The 17,072-nt window shown below is 57.7% G+C and carries 16 protein-coding genes; 6 read left to right on the top strand and 10 right to left on the bottom strand.

What is annotated here, in order from left to right:
• Positions 1–2: 2 nt before the first annotated feature.
• The 3 genes from VDP61_RS02070 to VDP61_RS02060 all read right to left on the bottom strand — a co-directional run bounded on the left by VDP61_RS02070 (position 3) and on the right by VDP61_RS02060 (position 3,247).
• Entirely contained in the window at positions 3–668 is a 666-nt protein-coding gene (locus VDP61_RS02070; protein WP_323005271.1) for an amino acid ABC transporter permease, read from the bottom strand.
• 70 nt (positions 669–738) lie between these two features.
• On the bottom strand, positions 739–1,548 hold the full coding sequence (locus tag VDP61_RS02065) for a transporter substrate-binding domain-containing protein (RefSeq protein WP_323005270.1): 810 nt from the start codon (positions 1,546–1,548) through the stop codon (positions 739–741).
• 190 nt (positions 1,549–1,738) lie between these two features.
• Positions 1,739–3,247, bottom strand: coding sequence for an aldehyde dehydrogenase (NADP(+)) (locus tag VDP61_RS02060; RefSeq protein ID WP_323005269.1), 1,509 nt, complete (start codon positions 3,245–3,247; stop codon positions 1,739–1,741).
• 181 nt (positions 3,248–3,428) lie between these two features.
• Here VDP61_RS02060 and VDP61_RS02055 point away from each other — a divergent pair, with 181 nt between their 5' ends.
• Positions 3,429–4,460, top strand: coding sequence for an Ldh family oxidoreductase (locus VDP61_RS02055; RefSeq protein WP_323005268.1), 1,032 nt, complete (start codon positions 3,429–3,431; stop codon positions 4,458–4,460).
• Between the two features lie 57 nt (positions 4,461–4,517).
• On the opposite strand, the gene VDP61_RS02050 is transcribed toward VDP61_RS02055, so the two are convergent.
• Positions 4,518–5,468, bottom strand: coding sequence for a dihydrodipicolinate synthase family protein (locus VDP61_RS02050; RefSeq protein ID WP_323005267.1), 951 nt, complete (start codon positions 5,466–5,468; stop codon positions 4,518–4,520).
• A 180-nt stretch (positions 5,469–5,648) separates the two neighbouring features.
• On the opposite strand from VDP61_RS02050, the gene VDP61_RS02045 reads away from it, so the two are divergent.
• Positions 5,649–6,353: a GntR family transcriptional regulator gene (locus VDP61_RS02045; RefSeq protein ID WP_323005266.1), complete on the top strand. Its 705-nt coding sequence runs from the start codon at positions 5,649–5,651 to the stop codon at positions 6,351–6,353.
• A 179-nt stretch (positions 6,354–6,532) separates the two neighbouring features.
• Here the strand turns inward: VDP61_RS02045 and xylA are convergent, their stop codons facing one another.
• Complete coding sequence (gene xylA, locus VDP61_RS02040) at positions 6,533–7,843, bottom strand: xylose isomerase (RefSeq protein WP_323005265.1); 1,311 nt, start codon at positions 7,841–7,843, stop codon at positions 6,533–6,535.
• Positions 7,843–8,847, bottom strand: a complete 1,005-nt coding sequence (locus tag VDP61_RS02035; protein ID WP_323005264.1) for a LacI family DNA-binding transcriptional regulator — start codon at positions 8,845–8,847, stop codon at positions 7,843–7,845. Before VDP61_RS02035 ends, xylA begins: the two co-directional genes overlap by 1 nt.
• A 334-nt stretch (positions 8,848–9,181) precedes the next feature.
• Between VDP61_RS02035 and VDP61_RS02030 the strand changes: the two genes are divergently transcribed.
• Complete coding sequence (locus tag VDP61_RS02030; RefSeq protein ID WP_323005476.1) at positions 9,182–10,048, top strand: ribokinase; 867 nt, start codon at positions 9,182–9,184, stop codon at positions 10,046–10,048.
• A 212-nt stretch (positions 10,049–10,260) separates the two neighbouring features.
• On the opposite strand, the gene msrA is transcribed toward VDP61_RS02030, so the two are convergent.
• Positions 10,261–10,887 carry a peptide-methionine (S)-S-oxide reductase MsrA gene (gene msrA, locus VDP61_RS02025; RefSeq protein ID WP_323005263.1) on the bottom strand — a complete coding sequence of 209 codons (627 nt, stop codon included), beginning with the start codon at positions 10,885–10,887 and terminating at the stop codon, positions 10,261–10,263.
• Positions 10,888–11,139: 252 nt separating this feature from the next.
• Positions 11,140–12,378, bottom strand: a complete 1,239-nt coding sequence (locus tag VDP61_RS02020; protein ID WP_323005262.1) for an argininosuccinate synthase — start codon at positions 12,376–12,378, stop codon at positions 11,140–11,142.
• A gap of 165 nt (positions 12,379–12,543) precedes the next feature.
• On the opposite strand from VDP61_RS02020, the gene ilvA reads away from it, so the two are divergent.
• Positions 12,544–13,791 carry a threonine ammonia-lyase IlvA gene (gene ilvA, locus VDP61_RS02015; RefSeq protein WP_323005261.1) on the top strand — a complete coding sequence of 416 codons (1,248 nt, stop codon included), beginning with the start codon at positions 12,544–12,546 and terminating at the stop codon, positions 13,789–13,791.
• A 2-nt stretch (positions 13,792–13,793) separates the two neighbouring features.
• Here the strand turns inward: ilvA and VDP61_RS02010 are convergent, their stop codons facing one another.
• Positions 13,794–14,237 carry an Hpt domain-containing protein gene (locus VDP61_RS02010; protein WP_323005260.1) on the bottom strand — a complete coding sequence of 148 codons (444 nt, stop codon included), beginning with the start codon at positions 14,235–14,237 and terminating at the stop codon, positions 13,794–13,796.
• A 63-nt stretch (positions 14,238–14,300) separates the two neighbouring features.
• Between VDP61_RS02010 and VDP61_RS02005 the strand changes: the two genes are divergently transcribed.
• Complete coding sequence (locus VDP61_RS02005) at positions 14,301–15,557, top strand: PP2C family protein-serine/threonine phosphatase (protein WP_323005259.1); 1,257 nt, start codon at positions 14,301–14,303, stop codon at positions 15,555–15,557.
• A gap of 3 nt (positions 15,558–15,560) precedes the next feature.
• Here the strand turns inward: VDP61_RS02005 and VDP61_RS02000 are convergent, their stop codons facing one another.
• A complete protein-coding gene (locus VDP61_RS02000) occupies positions 15,561–16,007 on the bottom strand; it encodes an NUDIX hydrolase (RefSeq protein ID WP_323005258.1) in 447 nt (148 codons plus the stop codon).
• 76 nt (positions 16,008–16,083) lie between these two features.
• On the opposite strand from VDP61_RS02000, the gene VDP61_RS01995 reads away from it, so the two are divergent.
• A complete protein-coding gene (locus VDP61_RS01995; protein ID WP_323005257.1) occupies positions 16,084–17,070 on the top strand; it encodes an Hsp33 family molecular chaperone HslO in 987 nt (328 codons plus the stop codon).
• The last annotated feature ends 2 nt before the right edge of the window (positions 17,071–17,072 follow it).

The raw sequence follows: 17,072 nt of genomic DNA, 5'->3' as shown, positions 1-17,072 counted from the left end.
CCTCAATACCGAAAGAGGCGGGCTGCAAGCAACCGTGCGCCAAAATTGATGACTTTGACGATGATATAGAAAATCACCGCTGCAAGCGCGAACAGCTCAAACGTGCGGAAGGTCAGCGCGTTCAAATCCTGGGTTACGCCGTAAAGGTCATAATTCATGCCAACGGTGACCCCAAGCGAGGTCATCAGCACCGCCCAAACCATCTGGTTCGACATTGGCAAAAACGAAATCCGCAGCATTTGCGGCAAGATCACGGTGTTGAACGCCATGATCGGCGGCATGCCAAGTGACCGCGCAGCACGGGTTTGCGTTTCGGGAATGGCCTTCAGCGCGCCACGGAAATTTTCCGCCAGATAGCCCGCGTTGTTAAAGGTGATGCCGATCAGCAGCGAGGTGAAAGGGCTGAAATGGATGCCAAAACTTGCCACACCAAAATGCGCCATATAGATCTGAAACAGGGCAGGGGTGTTGCGGGCCACTTCGACCCATGACACGGCAATCGCATTCAGAAACTTGTTACCCGAAAGGCGAAACCCGGTCAGGGCGACGGCAAGCAAAATGCCCAGCACCATCGACAGAATGGCCACTTCCATAGTGACCAGTGCGCCTTCAAGCATTTGCGGAAGTCGGGCAAGCGCCTGATTCCATTGAAAGGTATAAGAGAACATCGCCACCTCTTTTCAGCCAGAGCGGAAAGGGCGCGCAGGTTGCCCCACGCGCCCGGTATCGGCGATCAGATCAGCGCGAAACGCCCTTGACCGTCAGGTCTGCGGGAACGCCTTCGCCAACCCACTTCTTGTAAAGCTCGGCATAGCGGCCGGTCCGGACCTGCTGGTTCACAAACAGATCAAGATAGTTGATCAGGCCATATTCCTGACGCATGGTGAACAGGGCCACATAATCCGGCACCATCGGCGCTTTATCAACAATCGACACGCCGGGGAACTTGCCCGATTTCACGTTGGCTTCCGCGACTTCAACAGTTGAAACCGTTGCGTCAATCTGGCCCTGGCTTAGCGCCAGGAAAACATCGGCCTGTGTCTGGTAGGGGCGCAATTCACCCGCACCCCATTCCTTGATCTGGCCTTCAATCCAGATCGCTTCATAGGTGCCGGCTGTTGCGCCGATAACCTTGCCCTTCATGTCTTCCCAGGACTTCATCGCGGCTTTTTCATTGCCGACAACGGCGTTTTCAAACGCATAGTAGGGGATAGAGAAGCCAACGGTTTTCGCCCGCTCCAGCGTGTCGGAGGTCGAGGCCACGCCCACATCAACCCGGCCACCCATCAGCGCAGGAATACGCTCGGGGAACGGTGTTTCAACGATTTCAGCTTTTACGCCAAGTGCGGCGGCAAGATCGTTGCAATAATCAACGTCAAAGCCGATCGGGTTATTGGCATCGTCGCGCATCCCCATCGGCGGGAAGTCAAGCACAACCGCACAGCGCAGCGTGCCTGACGAAATGATATCGTCAAGCATGTCAGCGCTTGCAGCCGAGGCCAGGCAGGTTGCGGCAAGCATGCCGCCCAGAAGTACGGATTTTTTCATAAGTCTCTCTCCCAAGGTTTGGATCGTTTTTTGATTCGTGGCTTTGACTGACTATGTGGCCGCTTTGGCAATGGCGCAAGCTGAAATAACGAAAATATACTTGATGTATACAAATCTCTTGCGTCTTTACAAAGCCCCCCACCAAAAGGCGGGGGACGATTGGCACAGTTTACTGCGGCGACAGTCAGAGTCAAATTGCGGGCAACAGCCCTTGCGGCATGTTCTGATAGGCCACCGGGCGCAAGAAGCGTCGGATGGACAGCGTGCCAACGCTGGTTGCGCCAAAGTTGGTGCTGGCCGGGTAGGGGCCGCCATGCACCTGCGCATCAACCACCTCTACCCCGGTTGGGAAGCCGTTCACCAAAACCCGGCCTGCCTTGCGCTCCAACACCGGGCGCAGACGAAGGGCGGCGTCCATATCGCCCGCATCCATATGCAAGGTCGCGGTCAACTGCCCGGCAAAGCCTTTGGCCAAAGTGACCATCTCATCCACTGACCCCACGCGCACGATCAGGCCAAGCGGGCCAAAAACCTCTTCGGCAAGGTCGTGGCTGGCGGCAAAGGCTGCGCCTGTGGTTTCGAACAGGTTTGGCTGCGCCTCACGCCCTTCGGACTTGGCACAAAGAATCGGCTTTACGCCCTTGGCACCGGTAAAGCGGGCCTCGCCCTGATGATAGGCGTCGGCAATGCCGGGGGTCAGCATGACCTGCGCTGGAACCTTTTCCAGCGCGGCCTTGGCGGCGGCAGTGAATATGTCGGCCTGAGGGCCGTCAATCACCACAGCAATTCCGGGGTTGGTGCAAAACTGCCCCGCGCCCATGGTCAGCGACCCCGCCCAACCCGCACCGATTGCTTCCGCCCGCGCTGCCATCGCTTCTGGCAACAAAAACATCGGGTTGACCGAGCCAAGCTCGCCAAAGAAGGGAATCGGCTCGGGGCGTTGCGCGCATAGATCAAACAGCGCCCGACCACCCGCCAGACTGCCGGTGAAGCCAACGGCCTTGATCAGCGGATGCTGCACCAGCGACGTGCCAACGTCGCGCTTGCCGCCCTGGATCAACGAGAAAACACCCTTTGGCATCCCGGTCTTTTCAATCGCGGCCTTGATTGCCTCGGCCACGATTTCTGCCGTGCCCGGATGGGCCGAATGGCCCTTCACGACCACCGGGCAACCTGCTGCCAGCGCCGCTGCCGTATCACCGCCTGCAGTTGAAAAGGCCAAGGGAAAGTTGGACGCACCGAACACGGCAACCGGGCCGATGGGCTGCTGCATCATGACAATTTCAGGCCGGGGGGCGGGTTGGCGATCAGGCTGCGCCGCATCATGGCGGCGGTCCAGGTAATCACCCTTCAGAATATGGTCGGCAAACAGCCGCAACTGGCCAACGGTGCGCCCACGCTCTCCTTGCAAACGTGCGGCTGGCAGGCCGGTTTCGGCAGACCCCACTTCGGTAATCGCGTCGCCGCGTGCGTCAATCTCATCCGCAATGGCATTCAAAAACGCCGCCCGGTCGGCGCGGCTGGAATAACCATAGGTCCAGAACGCATCCTCTGCCGCCTCGGCCGCGCGGTTTACCAGCGCAACCGTACCGACTGAATAGTCATGGGCGGGGCCGGTTGCCGGCTCTGACTTAAAGCTCTGCTCGCTGCCGACCCATTCGCCTGCGATCAAATGCTTGCCATGTGGGGTAAATGTCATGTTCATGCCCTTTCCGGTTTCCGCGCCCCTTGCTGGGTGCGGCTATTGCTGTCCAAATCGGGGCGCAGATGGCTTGCCCCTGCTGTTGATTCATGCATACAATATGTATGCAGAAACGCAACCGCTTTCTGCGATACCACTAGCCGACCCTGCGACAGGACACAATCAAAGGAGCGTCAGGATGACCACGAAAACCACGCTAACCCCCGCCGAGTTGTTGACAAAAGTAGAGGCTATTTTCCGCCAAAGCGGCCTTTCCCCAACCCAGGCCGGAGCCGTCGCGCGCGTTATTGTCGCAGGCGAACGCGACGCCTGCAAATCGCATGGCATCTACCGGATCGAGGGCTGTTTGCGGACGCTCAAGCAAGGCAAGGTTGATCCCAATGCCGAACCCACGCTGACGCAAGACGATAGCGCAATCGTTCGGGTTGATGCCAAGGGCGGCTTTTCCAACCCGGCGTTCGAGTTGGGCGCGCCCGTTTTGGCCGCGCGGGCCAAGGCGCTTGGCATTGCCGCCCTTGTGATCAACGATTGCACGCATTTTTCGGCGCTTTGGCCAGAAGTAGAGGCCCTGACCGCCCACGGGCTTGCCGCTATTGCCATGTGCCCCAGCTATGCCACGGTGGCCCCGACAGGTGGCACCACGGCCCTGATGGGAACGAACCCGCTGGCCTTTGGCTGGCCGCGTGCGGGCAACCCCTATGTGTTCGACTTTGCGACCAGCGTCGCGGCGCGTGGCGAGGTGGAGCTGCACCGCATTGCCGGCACACCTCTGCCCGAAGGCTGGGCCATAGACGCGGATGGCAAGCCGACCACTGATCCCACAGCGGCGCTGGCTGGTGCGCTTTTGCCATTCGGTGGGCATAAGGGCTCGGCCATCTCGATGATGATTGAATTGCTGGCGGGCGTGATGATCGGCGATATGACCAGCCCCGAGGCGCTGGCGTTTCTTGGCACCATGACGGTTGCCCCGCGCCATGGTGAATTGATCATCGCCTTTTGCCCCGAGCGTTTCGCTGCCGCCAAAGGTGGCGTCAACCTGGCCAGTGCCGAGGCGCTGTTTGATGCGGTTCTGGGCCAGGGTGCGCGGCTGCCGTCGGGCCGGCGTTTTGCCGCCCGACAACTGGCAGATGCCGAGGGGATTCATCTTACGGCGGATGAAATGGCCATTCTGGAGCGGCTGTACAAGGGCGGTTTGGACGCGGTATCATAAGGCACTAAAAAAATGGCCCGCTCGGATGAGCGGGCCATTTCAATCAATCTGCCAAGCTCAGGCGACGGCGCCCGGCAGTTTCGACCATTCTGCATACCATGTGCGGAACAGTTCCAACTGCGCCTTGGCAAAGCCCTTCTGGCTATCCGACAGTTCATCCGTCTCGATGAAATGCAGGTCATAGCCAGCATCGCCGTTCAGAACCAACAGATATTTGAAGAACAGTACCAGATCCACGCCAACGTCAAAAGTTGACAGCACGGCAAGGGCTTGCTCCAATTCCTGTGCACGCTGGCGGGCCATGGCGTTGCCTTTGGCGGCGGCTTGCGACAGGCGCACAAGGTTCAGCACTTCGGCGGGCAGCACGCCACCAATGCCGGTAATCGCGCCGGTTGCCCCGCAATTCACAAAGCCATGAACGACGCAGGTATCCACGCCCACCATCAGCTTTACATCATCATCACGGCTGGTGATGAATTCGGCTGCATAAGACATCGCGGCTTCGCCGCCGAACTCTTTGAAACCGATCAGGTTCTTGTGGTCCTTGCGCAGTTCGGCGAACAGGTCGGCGCCGGTTGCAAAGCCGTAATGCGGGCTGTTGTAGATCACGGCCGGCAGATCAGGTGCGGCGGCCAGAATCGCCTTGAAGTGGTTTCTTTGGGCCGGAATGGACGAGCCGCGCGACAATACCCGCGGAATAACCATCAACCCATGTGCGCCAACCTTTTGTGCATGGGCAGCATGGGCCACAGCCGAGGCAGAGTTGACGGCGCCGGTGCCCACGATCACGCGCAGACCGGCCTTGACCAGCCGCTCTACCCCTTCCATCCGCTGCGCATCGGTCAGCAGCGGCCAATCGCCCATCGAGCCGCAGTACACAACTGCCGACATGCCCGCCGCGATCAGCTCTTTGCCCTTGGCGACCAATGCGTCAAAGTCAGGGCTGCGATCGGCTTTGCATGGGGTCATCAAGGCGGGGATCGTGCCGGAAAAAATATCTGATGTCATTGGGGGCTCCTTGGTTTGCGATTCTGGCAATGTGGGTTTTCAGCAGGAATCATGCTTGTTTCAGAAGCTATAGTGCATTGCATACTATTTGTCGACACAAAACATGCGGGGCGCAGATCATGTGGCACTTGAACGCCCTTGGCAGTTCCCATATCCAGACGACAGGAAAAAGGATGAGGCATGGGCAATCCACCATCAGCCACCAAACCAGACCGGAGACGGGGTTCTGGTGTCAAGCATGTTTATGACGTGCTGCGTGATGAAATCATTGATCTGGCGCTGGCACCGGGCAGCCCGATTGATGAGATTCAGCTTGCGGACCGTTTTGAAATGTCGCGCACCCCGATCCGCGAGGCTTTGGTGCGCTTGGCGGCTGAGGGGCTGGTGACCACGCTTCCCAACCGCTCTACCGTGGTTTCAAATATCAATTTTCTGACCATGCACACGTTTTTCGATGCGCTGTCGTTGATGTACCGCGTCACCACCCGGCTTGCGGCGGAATATCATACGGATCAGGATCTCGAGATAATCCGCGCCCTGCAGGCCGATTTTGCGCAGGCGGTCCAGCAGCAAGACGCGCTGACGATGATCTCGACGAATCGCGATTTTCATGTTGCCATCGCCGCTGCCGGGCAAAACACCTATTATGAGGGCTTGTTCATCCGCCTTATGGATGAGGGGCGGCGGATTTTGCGGCTGTATTACCAATCCTACCACGATCAACTGCCACAGCAATATGTTGCCGAACATGAAAGCATGATCGCCGCGATTGCCGCGCGGGATATTGAGGGCGCGGACAAGCTTGCCCTTGAACATGCCAATCAGATTGTCGCGCAGATACAGCAGTTGATCGCCATTGACCGGCGCCAGAAAATCACCCTCTGAGCTTTGCCTGATGTGCAGGAAGTCAGATCAAGGCGCGGACCGCCGCCGAAGCGGGGCCGGTAGCGTTTTGCCTTCAACCTGAACTTAACCCCTCACATAGCGCGGTGAAACCTGCGATTTCAGGCAGCGATATGTGAGGAAGGCTTCAAGGCAAAACACTTTAATGCGCTATGCGCCCTTTAAACATAGCGGCTGACGATGTTTTCCAATTTTTCTTGCTGCCCTGACACTGGTTTTGGGGCGAGGGCCGCCGCTTCTGCCCGTGCGGCAATGTTTTCCAGCGTTGCCCCTTCGGCCAGCATTGCCTGTGCGGCGTCGGTTTCCCAGCCAGCATAGCGCGCACGGCGCGGCCCCTCCAGTGCATCATCCGCAAGCATCGCATGGGCCGCTTTCAAGCCGCGTGCGCAAATATCCATGCCGCCGATATGGGCAGCGATCAGATCACTTGCATCCAGCGATTGCCGCCGCAGCTTGGCGTCAAAATTCGTGCCGCCCGTGGTAAAGCCGCCTGCCATCAGCACCTCATAATAGGCCAGCGCCGCCTCGGAGGGCGAGTTGGGAAACTGGTCTGTATCCCAGCCCGACTGGTAATCATTGCGGTTCATGTCGATGGATCCGAAAATCCCCAGCGTTCGCGCCATCGCCAACTCATGCTCGAACGAATGGCCCGCAAGGATGGCGTGGCCTTGCTCGACATTCACTTTCACCTCATCTTCCAGCCCGAACCGTTTCAGAAAACCATAAACCGTGGCCACGTCGAAATCATATTGATGTTTGGTCGGTTCCTGCGGCTTCGGTTCGATCAAGATCGCGCCTTTGAAGCCGATCTTGTGTTTGTAATCGACAACCATGCTTAAAAAACGGCCCATCTGCGTCAGTTCACGCGACAGGTCGGTGTTCAGCAGGGTTTCATAGCCTTCGCGGCCCCCCCATAGCACATAGTTTTCGCCCTGCAGGCGGTGGGTCACATCCATGCAGGTTTTCACGGTTGATGCACAATAGGCAAACACATCCGGGTCCGGGTTGGTCGCAGCCCCCGACATATAGCGCCGGTTAGAGAACATATTGGCCGTGCCCCACAGCAGTTTCGGGCCACCCTGCGCCATCATTTCGGCAAAGTAATCGGCCATCTCATTCAGGCGCTTGTGGCTTTCTTGCAAGCTGTCGCCTTCGGGGCGCACATCATGGTCATGAAAGCAGAAATACGGCACGCCAAGAATGCGGAACATATCAAAGGCAGCATCGGCCTTTTGCCGGGCAAGTGCCATGGTATCGGCAGGGAACCAAGGGCGTTCAAACGTCTGGCCGCCAAAGGGGTCATTCCCCTCCCACACAAAGTTATGCCAATAGCAGACCGCAAAACGCAGATGCTCTTGCATCGTTTTGTCACCGACAACCTCGGCAGGGTTGTAGTGCCGAAACTGCATTGGGTCGGTCGTATCGGGGCCACCATAGGTGATTGCGGGGATGTCAGCAAAATATCCAGTCATCATATGTTCTCTCGGCAATAAAGGTTAAGTCGGATTTTCCCGGCATCGGGTGGCAGGTCGCGCCCCTCGGTCAACTGGCGCATGATTTCTACTGCGGCGGCCGTTGCGGCCAAGGTGTCTTGATCCAGCACCAGGGTAATCGTGCCATCGCGCAGCCCGGCGCGTGAGGTGGGTGTCAGCTCATGGACGATGGTTACAGGCTTGGGTGTGATGGCGTTGACGGCCCGCACCAAGCCACGGTTTCCCGCCCCGATCGCGTAGATGCCAGCAAGCGGTCGCGCGGCAGCCGCAGCCAGAACAAGACGCTCAACCGTTGCTGCGTCATCACTGCCCTCCACGACTGGCAGCAACCCAAGGGTTTCAAACCGCTCTTGCATGACCAGCCGAAACCCCATGAGGCGTTCTGTGTGATCCCGTGATGTCAAGGAACCGGCAATCATCAAGACCGGCCCGGCCCCGTGGACAAACCGGCCCATGAATTCGGCGGCAGTTCGGCCTGCCGCCACATTGTCAATGCCAACATAGGCGCTGCGCCCGGATTGCGGCAAATCGGCGACCAGCGTCACAACCTGTATTCCGGCGGCCATCAGCCGGCTGACCTCTTCCTGAATCTCTGGCGATTCGCTGACCATGAGCGCAACCGCATCACAGTCCAGACTTCGCAAGACGGCGACCTGACCCGCGACATCGAAGGCGCGGGTTGGTACGATCTGGATCAGGATTTGTCTTTGCATCAGATGACTGCGTTGCGCTTCGATGGCATTTTGCAACAGCGCAATGAACCCGGTGTCGCCAGCAGGCACGACAAAGCAAAACCTGTAAACCCGGCGCTGTGACAGATTGGCCGCCGCCAGATTGCGTATATAGCCTGATTGGGCAACCGCCGCCCTGACCTTGGCAATCGCCTTGGCCGACACGCCCTTGCGATTGTTCAGCACACGGTCAACCGTGGCCAGGCTTACATCAGCAAGCGCTGCAACATCGCGCACAGTTGGACTGGTCATGGTTCACGCCCTCAATGAACCAGCAATTTAGAAACGTATTTGAGGTACGTCAATCAAATTAGTGATGATGCACGTCATTTGTGGCGTTGACACAACCAGACAGCCTGCCAACAGGCTGTGTTCTGGTCGTGGCCAGCGGGTTTGCGCCATGCAACAGGTGCTGGCTGGCGCCGCGCCTTGCCCCACAACCCGCAAGGCCGATCACATGGCCTTGATCATCGGGGGCCCAACCTTTGGCTTGACTAAGGCCGCAGCGCAGTTTCATCTTGACCAAACCATCTTGGCGACCAATCAGGGCAGCGCCCCGGTTTCGCGGATGACAGCAAGGCACATCATGACCATCTATTCCCTCGGCTCTATCAACATTGACCATGTGTACCGTGTGCCGCATCTTGCCCATCCCGGCGAGACGCTTGCCGCCATCGGTTACAGCATGGGCCTGGGCGGCAAGGGCGCGAACCAATCGGTCGCGGCCGCGCAGGCAGGGGCCAGAGTGTTGCATATCGGGGCCGTCGGTAAAGAGGCCGATTGGGTGCTGGGGGAATTGCAAGGCTATGGGGTCGATACCAGCCATGTTCAGCAGCTCGCCACGCCCACCGGCCACGCGATCATTCAAGTTGACCTTGCAGCAGAAAACACGATCACGCTTTTTGCGGGCGCCAATCGGCAAATCACCGAGTCTCAGGTCGCCAAGGTGTTGGCCACGGCCCGCCCCGGCGATACCCTGCTGATGCAGAATGAAACCTCGGCGCAATCCGCCTCTGCACGGCTTGCGGTTGGTATTGGTCTGCGTACCCTCTATTCCCCCGCCCCGTTTGAGCTGGCCCCCCTGAAAGAGGTGGTGCCCTACGCCGCGTTGTTGTTGATGAACGCGGGCGAGGCAAAGGAAATGGTCGCAGCCTTTGGCGGCTTGCCCGATTGCGATGTCATCATTACCAAAGGCGCGGATGGGGCCGAGTGGCACAGTTTGGGCGTGGACCCGCTGCACATACCGGCCTTTCCGGTCATTCCGGTTGATACAACGGGCGCGGGGGATTGCTTTGCGGGCACCATTGCCGCCGCCCTTGACGCGGGAATGGACCGCACCCAAGCCCTGCACCGCGCCGCCGCCGCAAGCGCGCTGCAAGTCACCCGCCCCGGTGCCGCCGTTGCCATGCCCAGCCGCGCCGAGGTCGATGCGTTTTTGTCCTCAGCGCCTTAGCGCGTGTGGCACATGCTTGCCTTCAGTCAATGCCCCGAACGCGTTAAAGCGTTTCGCCTTGAACCTGCCTTACATATCGCGGCCTGAAATCAAATATTTCAATGCGTTATGGGGCAGGCCTTGGTTCAAATCAAAGGTGAAACGCCATATGCGCCGCAACCATTGGTTCGGGGCACCGGCTGGCTTCGGGCCTCTGGCGGGCGCAACAGGCTTTAATGGGTAAACGGGGCCGCCGCGCCCCAAAGCTCTTTCACGCGGGCATCGCGCCCGCAGGCCTTGCGGTAGAATTTGTAAGCCTCTGACTGCCGTTTTGGCCCCCCACGCGTAAGGACGATATTGCCCCCTTTGTAATAATCCTGATGATAGTCTTCGGCGGTGTAAAACGGCATTGCAGGCGTGATCGGCGTTACGATCTTTTGCCCCAATGCTTTTTCTGCCTTGCTTTTCTCTGCCTGCGCCGCCGCCGTCTGGTCTGGATTTAGCGGAAAAACCGCCGTGCGATAGCTTTCGCCCCTGTCACAGAACTGCCCGCCCGCATCGGTCGGGTCAACCGAGCGGAAAAACATCTCCAGAATTTTGGCATAGCTGATCTGGGCCGGATCGAATGTTATCGTGACCGCTTCATAATGCCCGGTGCCACCCCGCCCCACCTGTTTATAGGTCGGGTTGGTCGTGGTTCCGCCAGTATAGCCCGATACAACCGACTTCACCCCCGGCACAGATTCAAAATCCGATTCCACGCACCAAAAACAGCCCCCCGCCACAATCGCCTTTTCTGTTGCGGCCTGCGCCGTGCTTGCAGCCAGCGCCAACAGGGCCGCCACTATCCAGTTCTTCATTACCAACTCCCTTTTTCTGCCCAGCTTTCAGCCTGCGCGCACAACCGCTGCAACCGCAACGCACTGGCGCGTTACCTCACAGCAAGGTGAAGCAGAGGGGCAGAGTTCATCGTGGGAAAATATCTTTGGAAAGACGCCAGACAGGAAACAGGCCGCCACCCTTCACAAAGGCCGGGCCAAAATGAATAGGCCGCGCAAGTTTTTGCGCGGCCCTACCAAATGCCCGGTGCCTGTAGCAAAAACCGCTGTCGGTTACTTTACCCGCGCGTTGCGGGTTGCGATCAGTTTTAGCCGCAGCGCATTCAACCGAATGAACCCCGCAGCGTCTTTTTGGTCATAGGCACCGGCATCGTCTTCAAACGTGACATGAGCCTCTGAATACAACGAATGATCTGACCAACGGCCCACACAGCTTGCAAGGCCTTTGTACAGTTTCAGGCGAACCGTGCCGGTAACATGCTCTTGGCTTTTATCAATCAAGGCCTGCAACATTTCCCGCTCGGGGCTGAACCAGAAACCGTTGTAAATCAGTTCAGCATAGCGGGGCATGAGGCTGTCTTTCAAATGCCCTGACCCGGAATCCAGCGTGATCTGCTCCATTGCGCGGTGGGCTTCCAGCAGCACGGTTCCGCCGGGGGTTTCATAGATACCCCGCGATTTCATTCCGATAAAGCGGTTTTCCACAAAGTCCAGCCGTCCGATTCCATGGGCACCGCCCAATTGGTTCAGCTTGGTCAGGATCGTGGCTGGCGACATCGCTTCACCATTGATCGCGACAGCATCGCCCTTTTCAAACGTCACCTCGATGTATTCGGGCGTATCGGGGGCGTTTTCTGGCGAAACGGTGCGCTGATACACATATTCCGGCGCTTCAACGGCCGGGTTTTCCAGCGCCTTGCCCTCGGACGATGTGTGCAAAAGATTCGCATCGACCGAGAACGGCGCCTCGCCCCGCTTGTCCTTGGCAATCGGAATCTGGTTCGTTTCCGCAAATTCCAGCAGTTTGGTCCGGCTGGTCAGATCCCATTCCCGCCAAGGCGCAATGACCTTGATCGCGGGGTCCAAAGCATAGGCTGAAAGTTCAAACCGTACCTGGTCATTGCCCTTGCCCGTCGCACCGTGGGCCACGGCATCGGCGCCATGTTCATGGGCCAGTTCAACCAAACGCTTGGAGATCAACGGGCGGGCGATAGAGGTGCCAAGCAGATAGAGCCCTTCATACAGGGCGTTTGCGCGAAACATCGGGAAGACGAAATCGCGGACAAATTCTTCGCGCACGTCTTCGATATGGATGTTTTCGGGTTTGATCCCCAACAACACCGCTTTCTGGCGTGCGGGTTCCAGTTCTTCGCCCTGGCCCAGATCGGCGGTGAAGGTCACGACTTCGCAGCCGTATTCAGTTTGCAGCCATTTCAGGATGATCGAGGTATCAAGCCCCCCCGAATAGGCAAGAACGACTTTTTTCGGGGTAAATGGTGTGGCGGCAGACATGGGATTCTCCTTCGCGATTTCCCCGCGATTACTGGGAATTTGGGCCGAGGGCAAGCGGTGGGGCGCAAGACGCGTGCTATTGGCAATGGCTATCAGCCGCGGCACGCGTTTTTTTGCGCTTTGGTCTGGCTTGTCTTTGGCGGCAGGATCGGTCTAATCGGGGCTATGAGTGATTTTGCCCAAGCTGCCCGCCATGCCACCGCCGCCCTGCGCGATCTGTTTGATCCGACGCCGCTGCAACGCAATGACCATTTGTCGGCACGCTATGGAGCCGAGATCTGGCTAAAGCGTGAAGATCTGGCACCAGTACGATCGTATAAAATTCGTGGTGCCGTGAACGCGATGCGTAAAATGCGCAGCACCAACCCGGCACAGGGGCAGTTTGTTTGTGCAAGCGCTGGCAACCACGCGCAGGGCGTGGCCTATGCGTGCCGTCATTTTGGGGTGCGCGGGACGATTTTCATGCCGGTCACCACGCCCCAACAAAAGATTGATAAAACCCGTACTTTTGGCGGTGACAGTGTCGATATCGTGCTGTCGGGCGATTATTTTGACCAGACGTTAAGTGCAGCGCAATCGTTCTGCGCGAATATCGGGGCACATTTTCTGTCGCCGTTTGATGACCCTGATGTGATTGAGGGGCAGGCCAGCGTTGCGGTGGAAATATTGGAGCAATTGGGCGGCGCACCGGATTTTGTGATCCTGCCCGTTGGCGGCGGCGGGCTTGGCTCGGGTGTGACAGGGTTTATGCGATTGGTCGCGCCACAGGTGCAGTTTCGGTTTGTAGAGCCCTTGGGCGGTGCCAGCTTGACGGCCGCACTGGCAAACGGCGCACCAGTGACGATTCCAAAGATGAATTCCTTTGTCGATGGCGCGGCTGTGGCGCGGCTTGGCACATGTACTTTTGAGATGTTGAAATGGGTTGACCCGGCGCATGTGCTGCTTGCGCCCGAGGATCGGATTTGCGTGACGATGCTTGAGATGTTGAATGTGGAAGGCATTGTGCTGGAACCGGCCGGGGCGCTTTCGGTGGATGTGCTGCCGGAACTGACTGAACAGATCAAAGGGAAAACGGTGGTTTGCGTCACCTCTGGCGGGAACTTTGATTTTGAGCGGCTGCCGGAAGTGAAGGAACGGGCGCAGCGCTATGCCGGTTTGAAAAAATATTTCATCTTGCGCATGCCGCAGCGCCCCGGTGCTTTGCGCGAATTTCTGCTGATGCTTGGCCCCGATGATGACATTGCGCGGTTCGAGTATCTTAAGAAATCAGCGCGAAACTTTGGTTCGGTTCTGATCGGAATCGAAACCAAAGATGCGGATAACTTTCGGCAATTGTTTGGCAATATGGAAAAGGCTGGATTCAGCTTTCGTGACATCACCGCAGATGAAGCGCTTGCCGAATTCCTGATTTGATTTCAGGCGGCATCTTCAGCCTGTTTGCCTGCCGCAAAAGCAATTTTTGATTGCTCATACGCGGTTACCACCATGCCAAGATCTATGCCGCCAGATTGTCCGCTTGCCGCCGCTTTTTCGCCGGTCTGGCAGAGGGCCGCAAGTTTGCTGAAACCAAGGTTCAAAGCGCTGCCTTTCAGAAAATGAAGCGCCGCTTCAATAGCTTGAGGCGTAGTGTCTTTTTTGATGTTTTTGATAACCGCATCGGTTTCTTCTAAAAAGAGCTGGGCAACTTCGGCAAAATCTTCTGCACCGATTTCGTCACGAAGCTCACACACACGTTCCCAATCAATCATAATCACCCCCAAAGGTTTATTGCTTCCACACCCACGCAAAGAAGTGTGCGGGGCGATGTTTAATAATTGGTAAGGCAAAACCGGCCAGAAATTGCGAATTTTAGCTTTCACCACGCCTTAAGCTTTTCGCCGCATACCGATGAAAAGTTACGCAAAGGAAACCCGGTGGCTTTGATGGTGCCAGAAAAACAGCAGATGCCATACGCGGTGGCGGCAGTGAGGCGGCATGTGTTGGTGGTGGATGATAGCCGGGCGCAGCGGCGTATTTTGTCATTGGCACTGGCGCGTGGCGGATACCGGGTAACCGAGGCTGATTCCGGGGTTTCGGCGCTGGCACTGTGCCGGGAAACCGCGTTTGATATCGTGTTGAGCGATTGGATGATGCCCGAAATGAACGGCCTTGATTTTTGCCGCGCTTTCAAGGCGTTGCCGCGTGACGGCTATGGGTATTTCATTCTGCTGACCTCCAAATCCGAAAAGGGCGAGATTGCCGACGGGCTGGATTGCGGGGCAGATGACTTTCTTGCCAAGCCGGTCAATTTGGGAGAACTGCGGGCGCGTTTGCGTGCAGGTGAGCGGATTTTGGGCATGCAATCGGAACTGATGGCAAAGAACCGGCTTGTCGGATCAACCCTCAGCGAGTTGCAGAAGCTTTATGATTCGCTGGATCGGGACTTGATCGAGGCGCGAAAGCTGCAACAAACGCTGATCCGTGAGCGTTTTCGTGATTTCGGGCGCGGTGAAGTGTCGGCGCTGCTGCGGCCGTCGGGGCATGTTGGCGGTGATTTGGTTGGCTTTTTTGAGATTGATTCGCATCGAATCGGCGTATTTTCGGTAGATGTCTCGGGGCATGGCGTTGCGTCTGCGATGATGACGGCGCGCTTGTCGGGGCTGCTGTCCGGGTCTTCGCCCGATCAAAACGTGGCTTTGACGATTGATGTTTTTGGCCAGCGCGATGCCCACCCGCCCGAGGAAGTGGCGGCGCGCCTGAATCGGATGATGTTTGAGGATATTCAGGTTGAGCAGTATTTCACCCTGGCCTATGCCGATATCAATTTACAGACGGGGCACTTGAAACTGGTGCAGGCGGGCCACCCGCATCCGGCGCTGATTCGGAAAAATGGTGCGATTGAATATATTGGCGAGGGGGGGATGCCGATTGGCCTTATCCCCTATGCCACCTATGAGCGGGTTGAGGCCTATCTGGCGCCGGGCGATCGTCTTTTTCTTGTGTCTGACGGCGTTACGGAATGCCCGTCACCCCGTGGTGAGGAACTGGGCGAAGACGGTTTGACCCGCATCCTTCAAGCGAATCAGGGCATGGAAAACCCAGCCCTGCTGGAGGCGCTTATTTGGGATCTTTCCACCCATTTTGGTGGTGAGGACTTTCCCGATGATGTGTCTGGTGCCCTGTTTTTGATGAAAGGCTAGACGTTACTGGACCCGTTTGATGAAATTTTCCATCATCGCCCGGTCGCCGGGATTGCCCAGGGCAGGTGCCGCCCCTGACAGTGGCAGCCAAAGCGGTGAATGGAACGGCTCTGTTGGTGCAGATATTCGCAGCGTTGGACGGCCGACATAGATTGTGCACAGTTTTTCGGCCCACAGGTCGTATTCGGGCATATAGGTGAACCGGCGAAAGGCACCCAAGCGGAAATGCAGGGTCATATGCCAGCCGGTTTCTTCAAAAACCTCACGGTGAAGGGCCGCAATCGGATGTTCTCCGGCATCAATTCCACCGCCGGGAAGCTGGATTTCAGGCTGTGGTTTCGCCTGATGCGTCACCAAAACCGCGCGATTGCGTACCAAGATGGCATAGACGCCTGGGCGCCTGGTGTAGGTTTGACCGGGTTTTGGCGCCTCGCCGTAGCATTTGATCATGGGTAAGCCCTTGGTCCTGTGGTTGCCGTACCTATATGTTCGCGGTATGCCAAGGCTGGCTTGCCAAGGGAACCCCATGACCATCGGAACAAAAATTGCTTGGGACGATACCGTCCTGCCATTTCAACTTGATCACTCTGACGTCCGTGGCCGCGTTGCGCGGCTGGATGTTGCTTTGGACTCGGTGCTGAAGCAACATGCATATCCACCGCAAATAGAGGCGTTGGTTGCGGAAGCCACGCTTTTGACAGCGCTGATCGGCCAAATGATCAAGCTGCGCTGGAAATTGTCGCTGCAAATTCGCGGCAATGGCCCGGTCAGCTTGATTGCAACAGATTATTATGGCCCTACCGATGACGGCGAACCTGCACGGGTGCGCGCCTATGCCGGCTATGACCGCGCGGCCGATCTGAGCGAGGCCGAGCCATTCAGCCTGATTGGTGAGGGATTTTTCGCGATCTTGATAGATCAGGGTGAAGGCACGGTACCCTATCAGGGAATCACGCCGATTGCAGGCAGCTCGCTTTCTGATTGCGCCGAGACGTATTTTGCGCAGTCCGAACAGTTGCCAACGCGGTTTCAGTTGAGTTTTGGCAAAACCACCCTGCCGGGAGAGCTGGCGGCGTGGCGGGCCGGGGGGGTGATGCTGCAGATGATGCCAAAAGCCTCGCCGTCTATTCAGGGTGAGGGGGGCTCGGGTGTCGGCGGGTTGCTGGCGCATCAGGATTTGCTGGCGGACGACGAGGGCGAAAGCTGGGCCCGCGTGAATATATTGCTGGATACGGCTGAGGACGCCGAGCTGCTGGGGCCAGATGTCGCGCCGACCGATCTTTTGGTGCGTCTGTTTCACGAAGAACAACCGCGCGTGTTTGACCCGCAACCCATCCGCTTTGGCTGCACCTGTTCTGAAGACCGGGTGCGCCAGTCGCTGTCGATCTATGGGCAGGAGGATATTGCCGAAATGACAACCGATGAAGGGGTTTTGACGGCGGATTGCCAGTTCTGCGGCGCGCATTATGTGCTGGATCCGAAAACGCTTGGGGTGGGGGCCGATGACGCCTGATG

This window comes from Pseudorhodobacter sp. (assembly GCF_034675685.1).
Classification (GTDB): domain Bacteria; phylum Pseudomonadota; class Alphaproteobacteria; order Rhodobacterales; family Rhodobacteraceae; genus Pseudorhodobacter.
Note: the sequence above shows the minus strand (reverse complement) of the source record. Positions and strands in the feature narration are given on the sequence as shown.

Coding starts and splice junctions, on each gene's coding strand:
- VDP61_RS02070 (WP_323005271.1), bottom strand. CDS start 668: ATGTTCTCTTATACCTTTCAATGGAATCAGGCGCTTGCCCGACTTCCG.
- VDP61_RS02065 (WP_323005270.1), bottom strand. CDS start 1,548: ATGAAAAAATCCGTACTTCTGGGCGGCATGCTTGCCGCAACCTGCCTG.
- VDP61_RS02060 (WP_323005269.1), bottom strand. CDS start 3,247: ATGACATTTACCCCACATGGCAAGCATTTGATCGCAGGCGAATGGGTC.
- VDP61_RS02055 (WP_323005268.1), top strand. CDS start 3,429: ATGACCACGAAAACCACGCTAACCCCCGCCGAGTTGTTGACAAAAGTA.
- VDP61_RS02050 (WP_323005267.1), bottom strand. CDS start 5,468: ATGACATCAGATATTTTTTCCGGCACGATCCCCGCCTTGATGACCCCA.
- VDP61_RS02045 (WP_323005266.1), top strand. CDS start 5,649: ATGGGCAATCCACCATCAGCCACCAAACCAGACCGGAGACGGGGTTCT.
- xylA (WP_323005265.1), bottom strand. CDS start 7,843: ATGACTGGATATTTTGCTGACATCCCCGCAATCACCTATGGTGGCCCC.
- VDP61_RS02035 (WP_323005264.1), bottom strand. CDS start 8,847: ATGACCAGTCCAACTGTGCGCGATGTTGCAGCGCTTGCTGATGTAAGC.
- VDP61_RS02030 (WP_323005476.1), top strand. CDS start 9,182: ATGACCATCTATTCCCTCGGCTCTATCAACATTGACCATGTGTACCGT.
- msrA (WP_323005263.1), bottom strand. CDS start 10,887: ATGAAGAACTGGATAGTGGCGGCCCTGTTGGCGCTGGCTGCAAGCACG.
- VDP61_RS02020 (WP_323005262.1), bottom strand. CDS start 12,378: ATGTCTGCCGCCACACCATTTACCCCGAAAAAAGTCGTTCTTGCCTAT.
- ilvA (WP_323005261.1), top strand. CDS start 12,544: ATGAGTGATTTTGCCCAAGCTGCCCGCCATGCCACCGCCGCCCTGCGC.
- VDP61_RS02005 (WP_323005259.1), top strand. CDS start 14,301: ATGGTGCCAGAAAAACAGCAGATGCCATACGCGGTGGCGGCAGTGAGG.
- VDP61_RS02000 (WP_323005258.1), bottom strand. CDS start 16,007: ATGATCAAATGCTACGGCGAGGCGCCAAAACCCGGTCAAACCTACACC.
- VDP61_RS01995 (WP_323005257.1), top strand. CDS start 16,084: ATGACCATCGGAACAAAAATTGCTTGGGACGATACCGTCCTGCCATTT.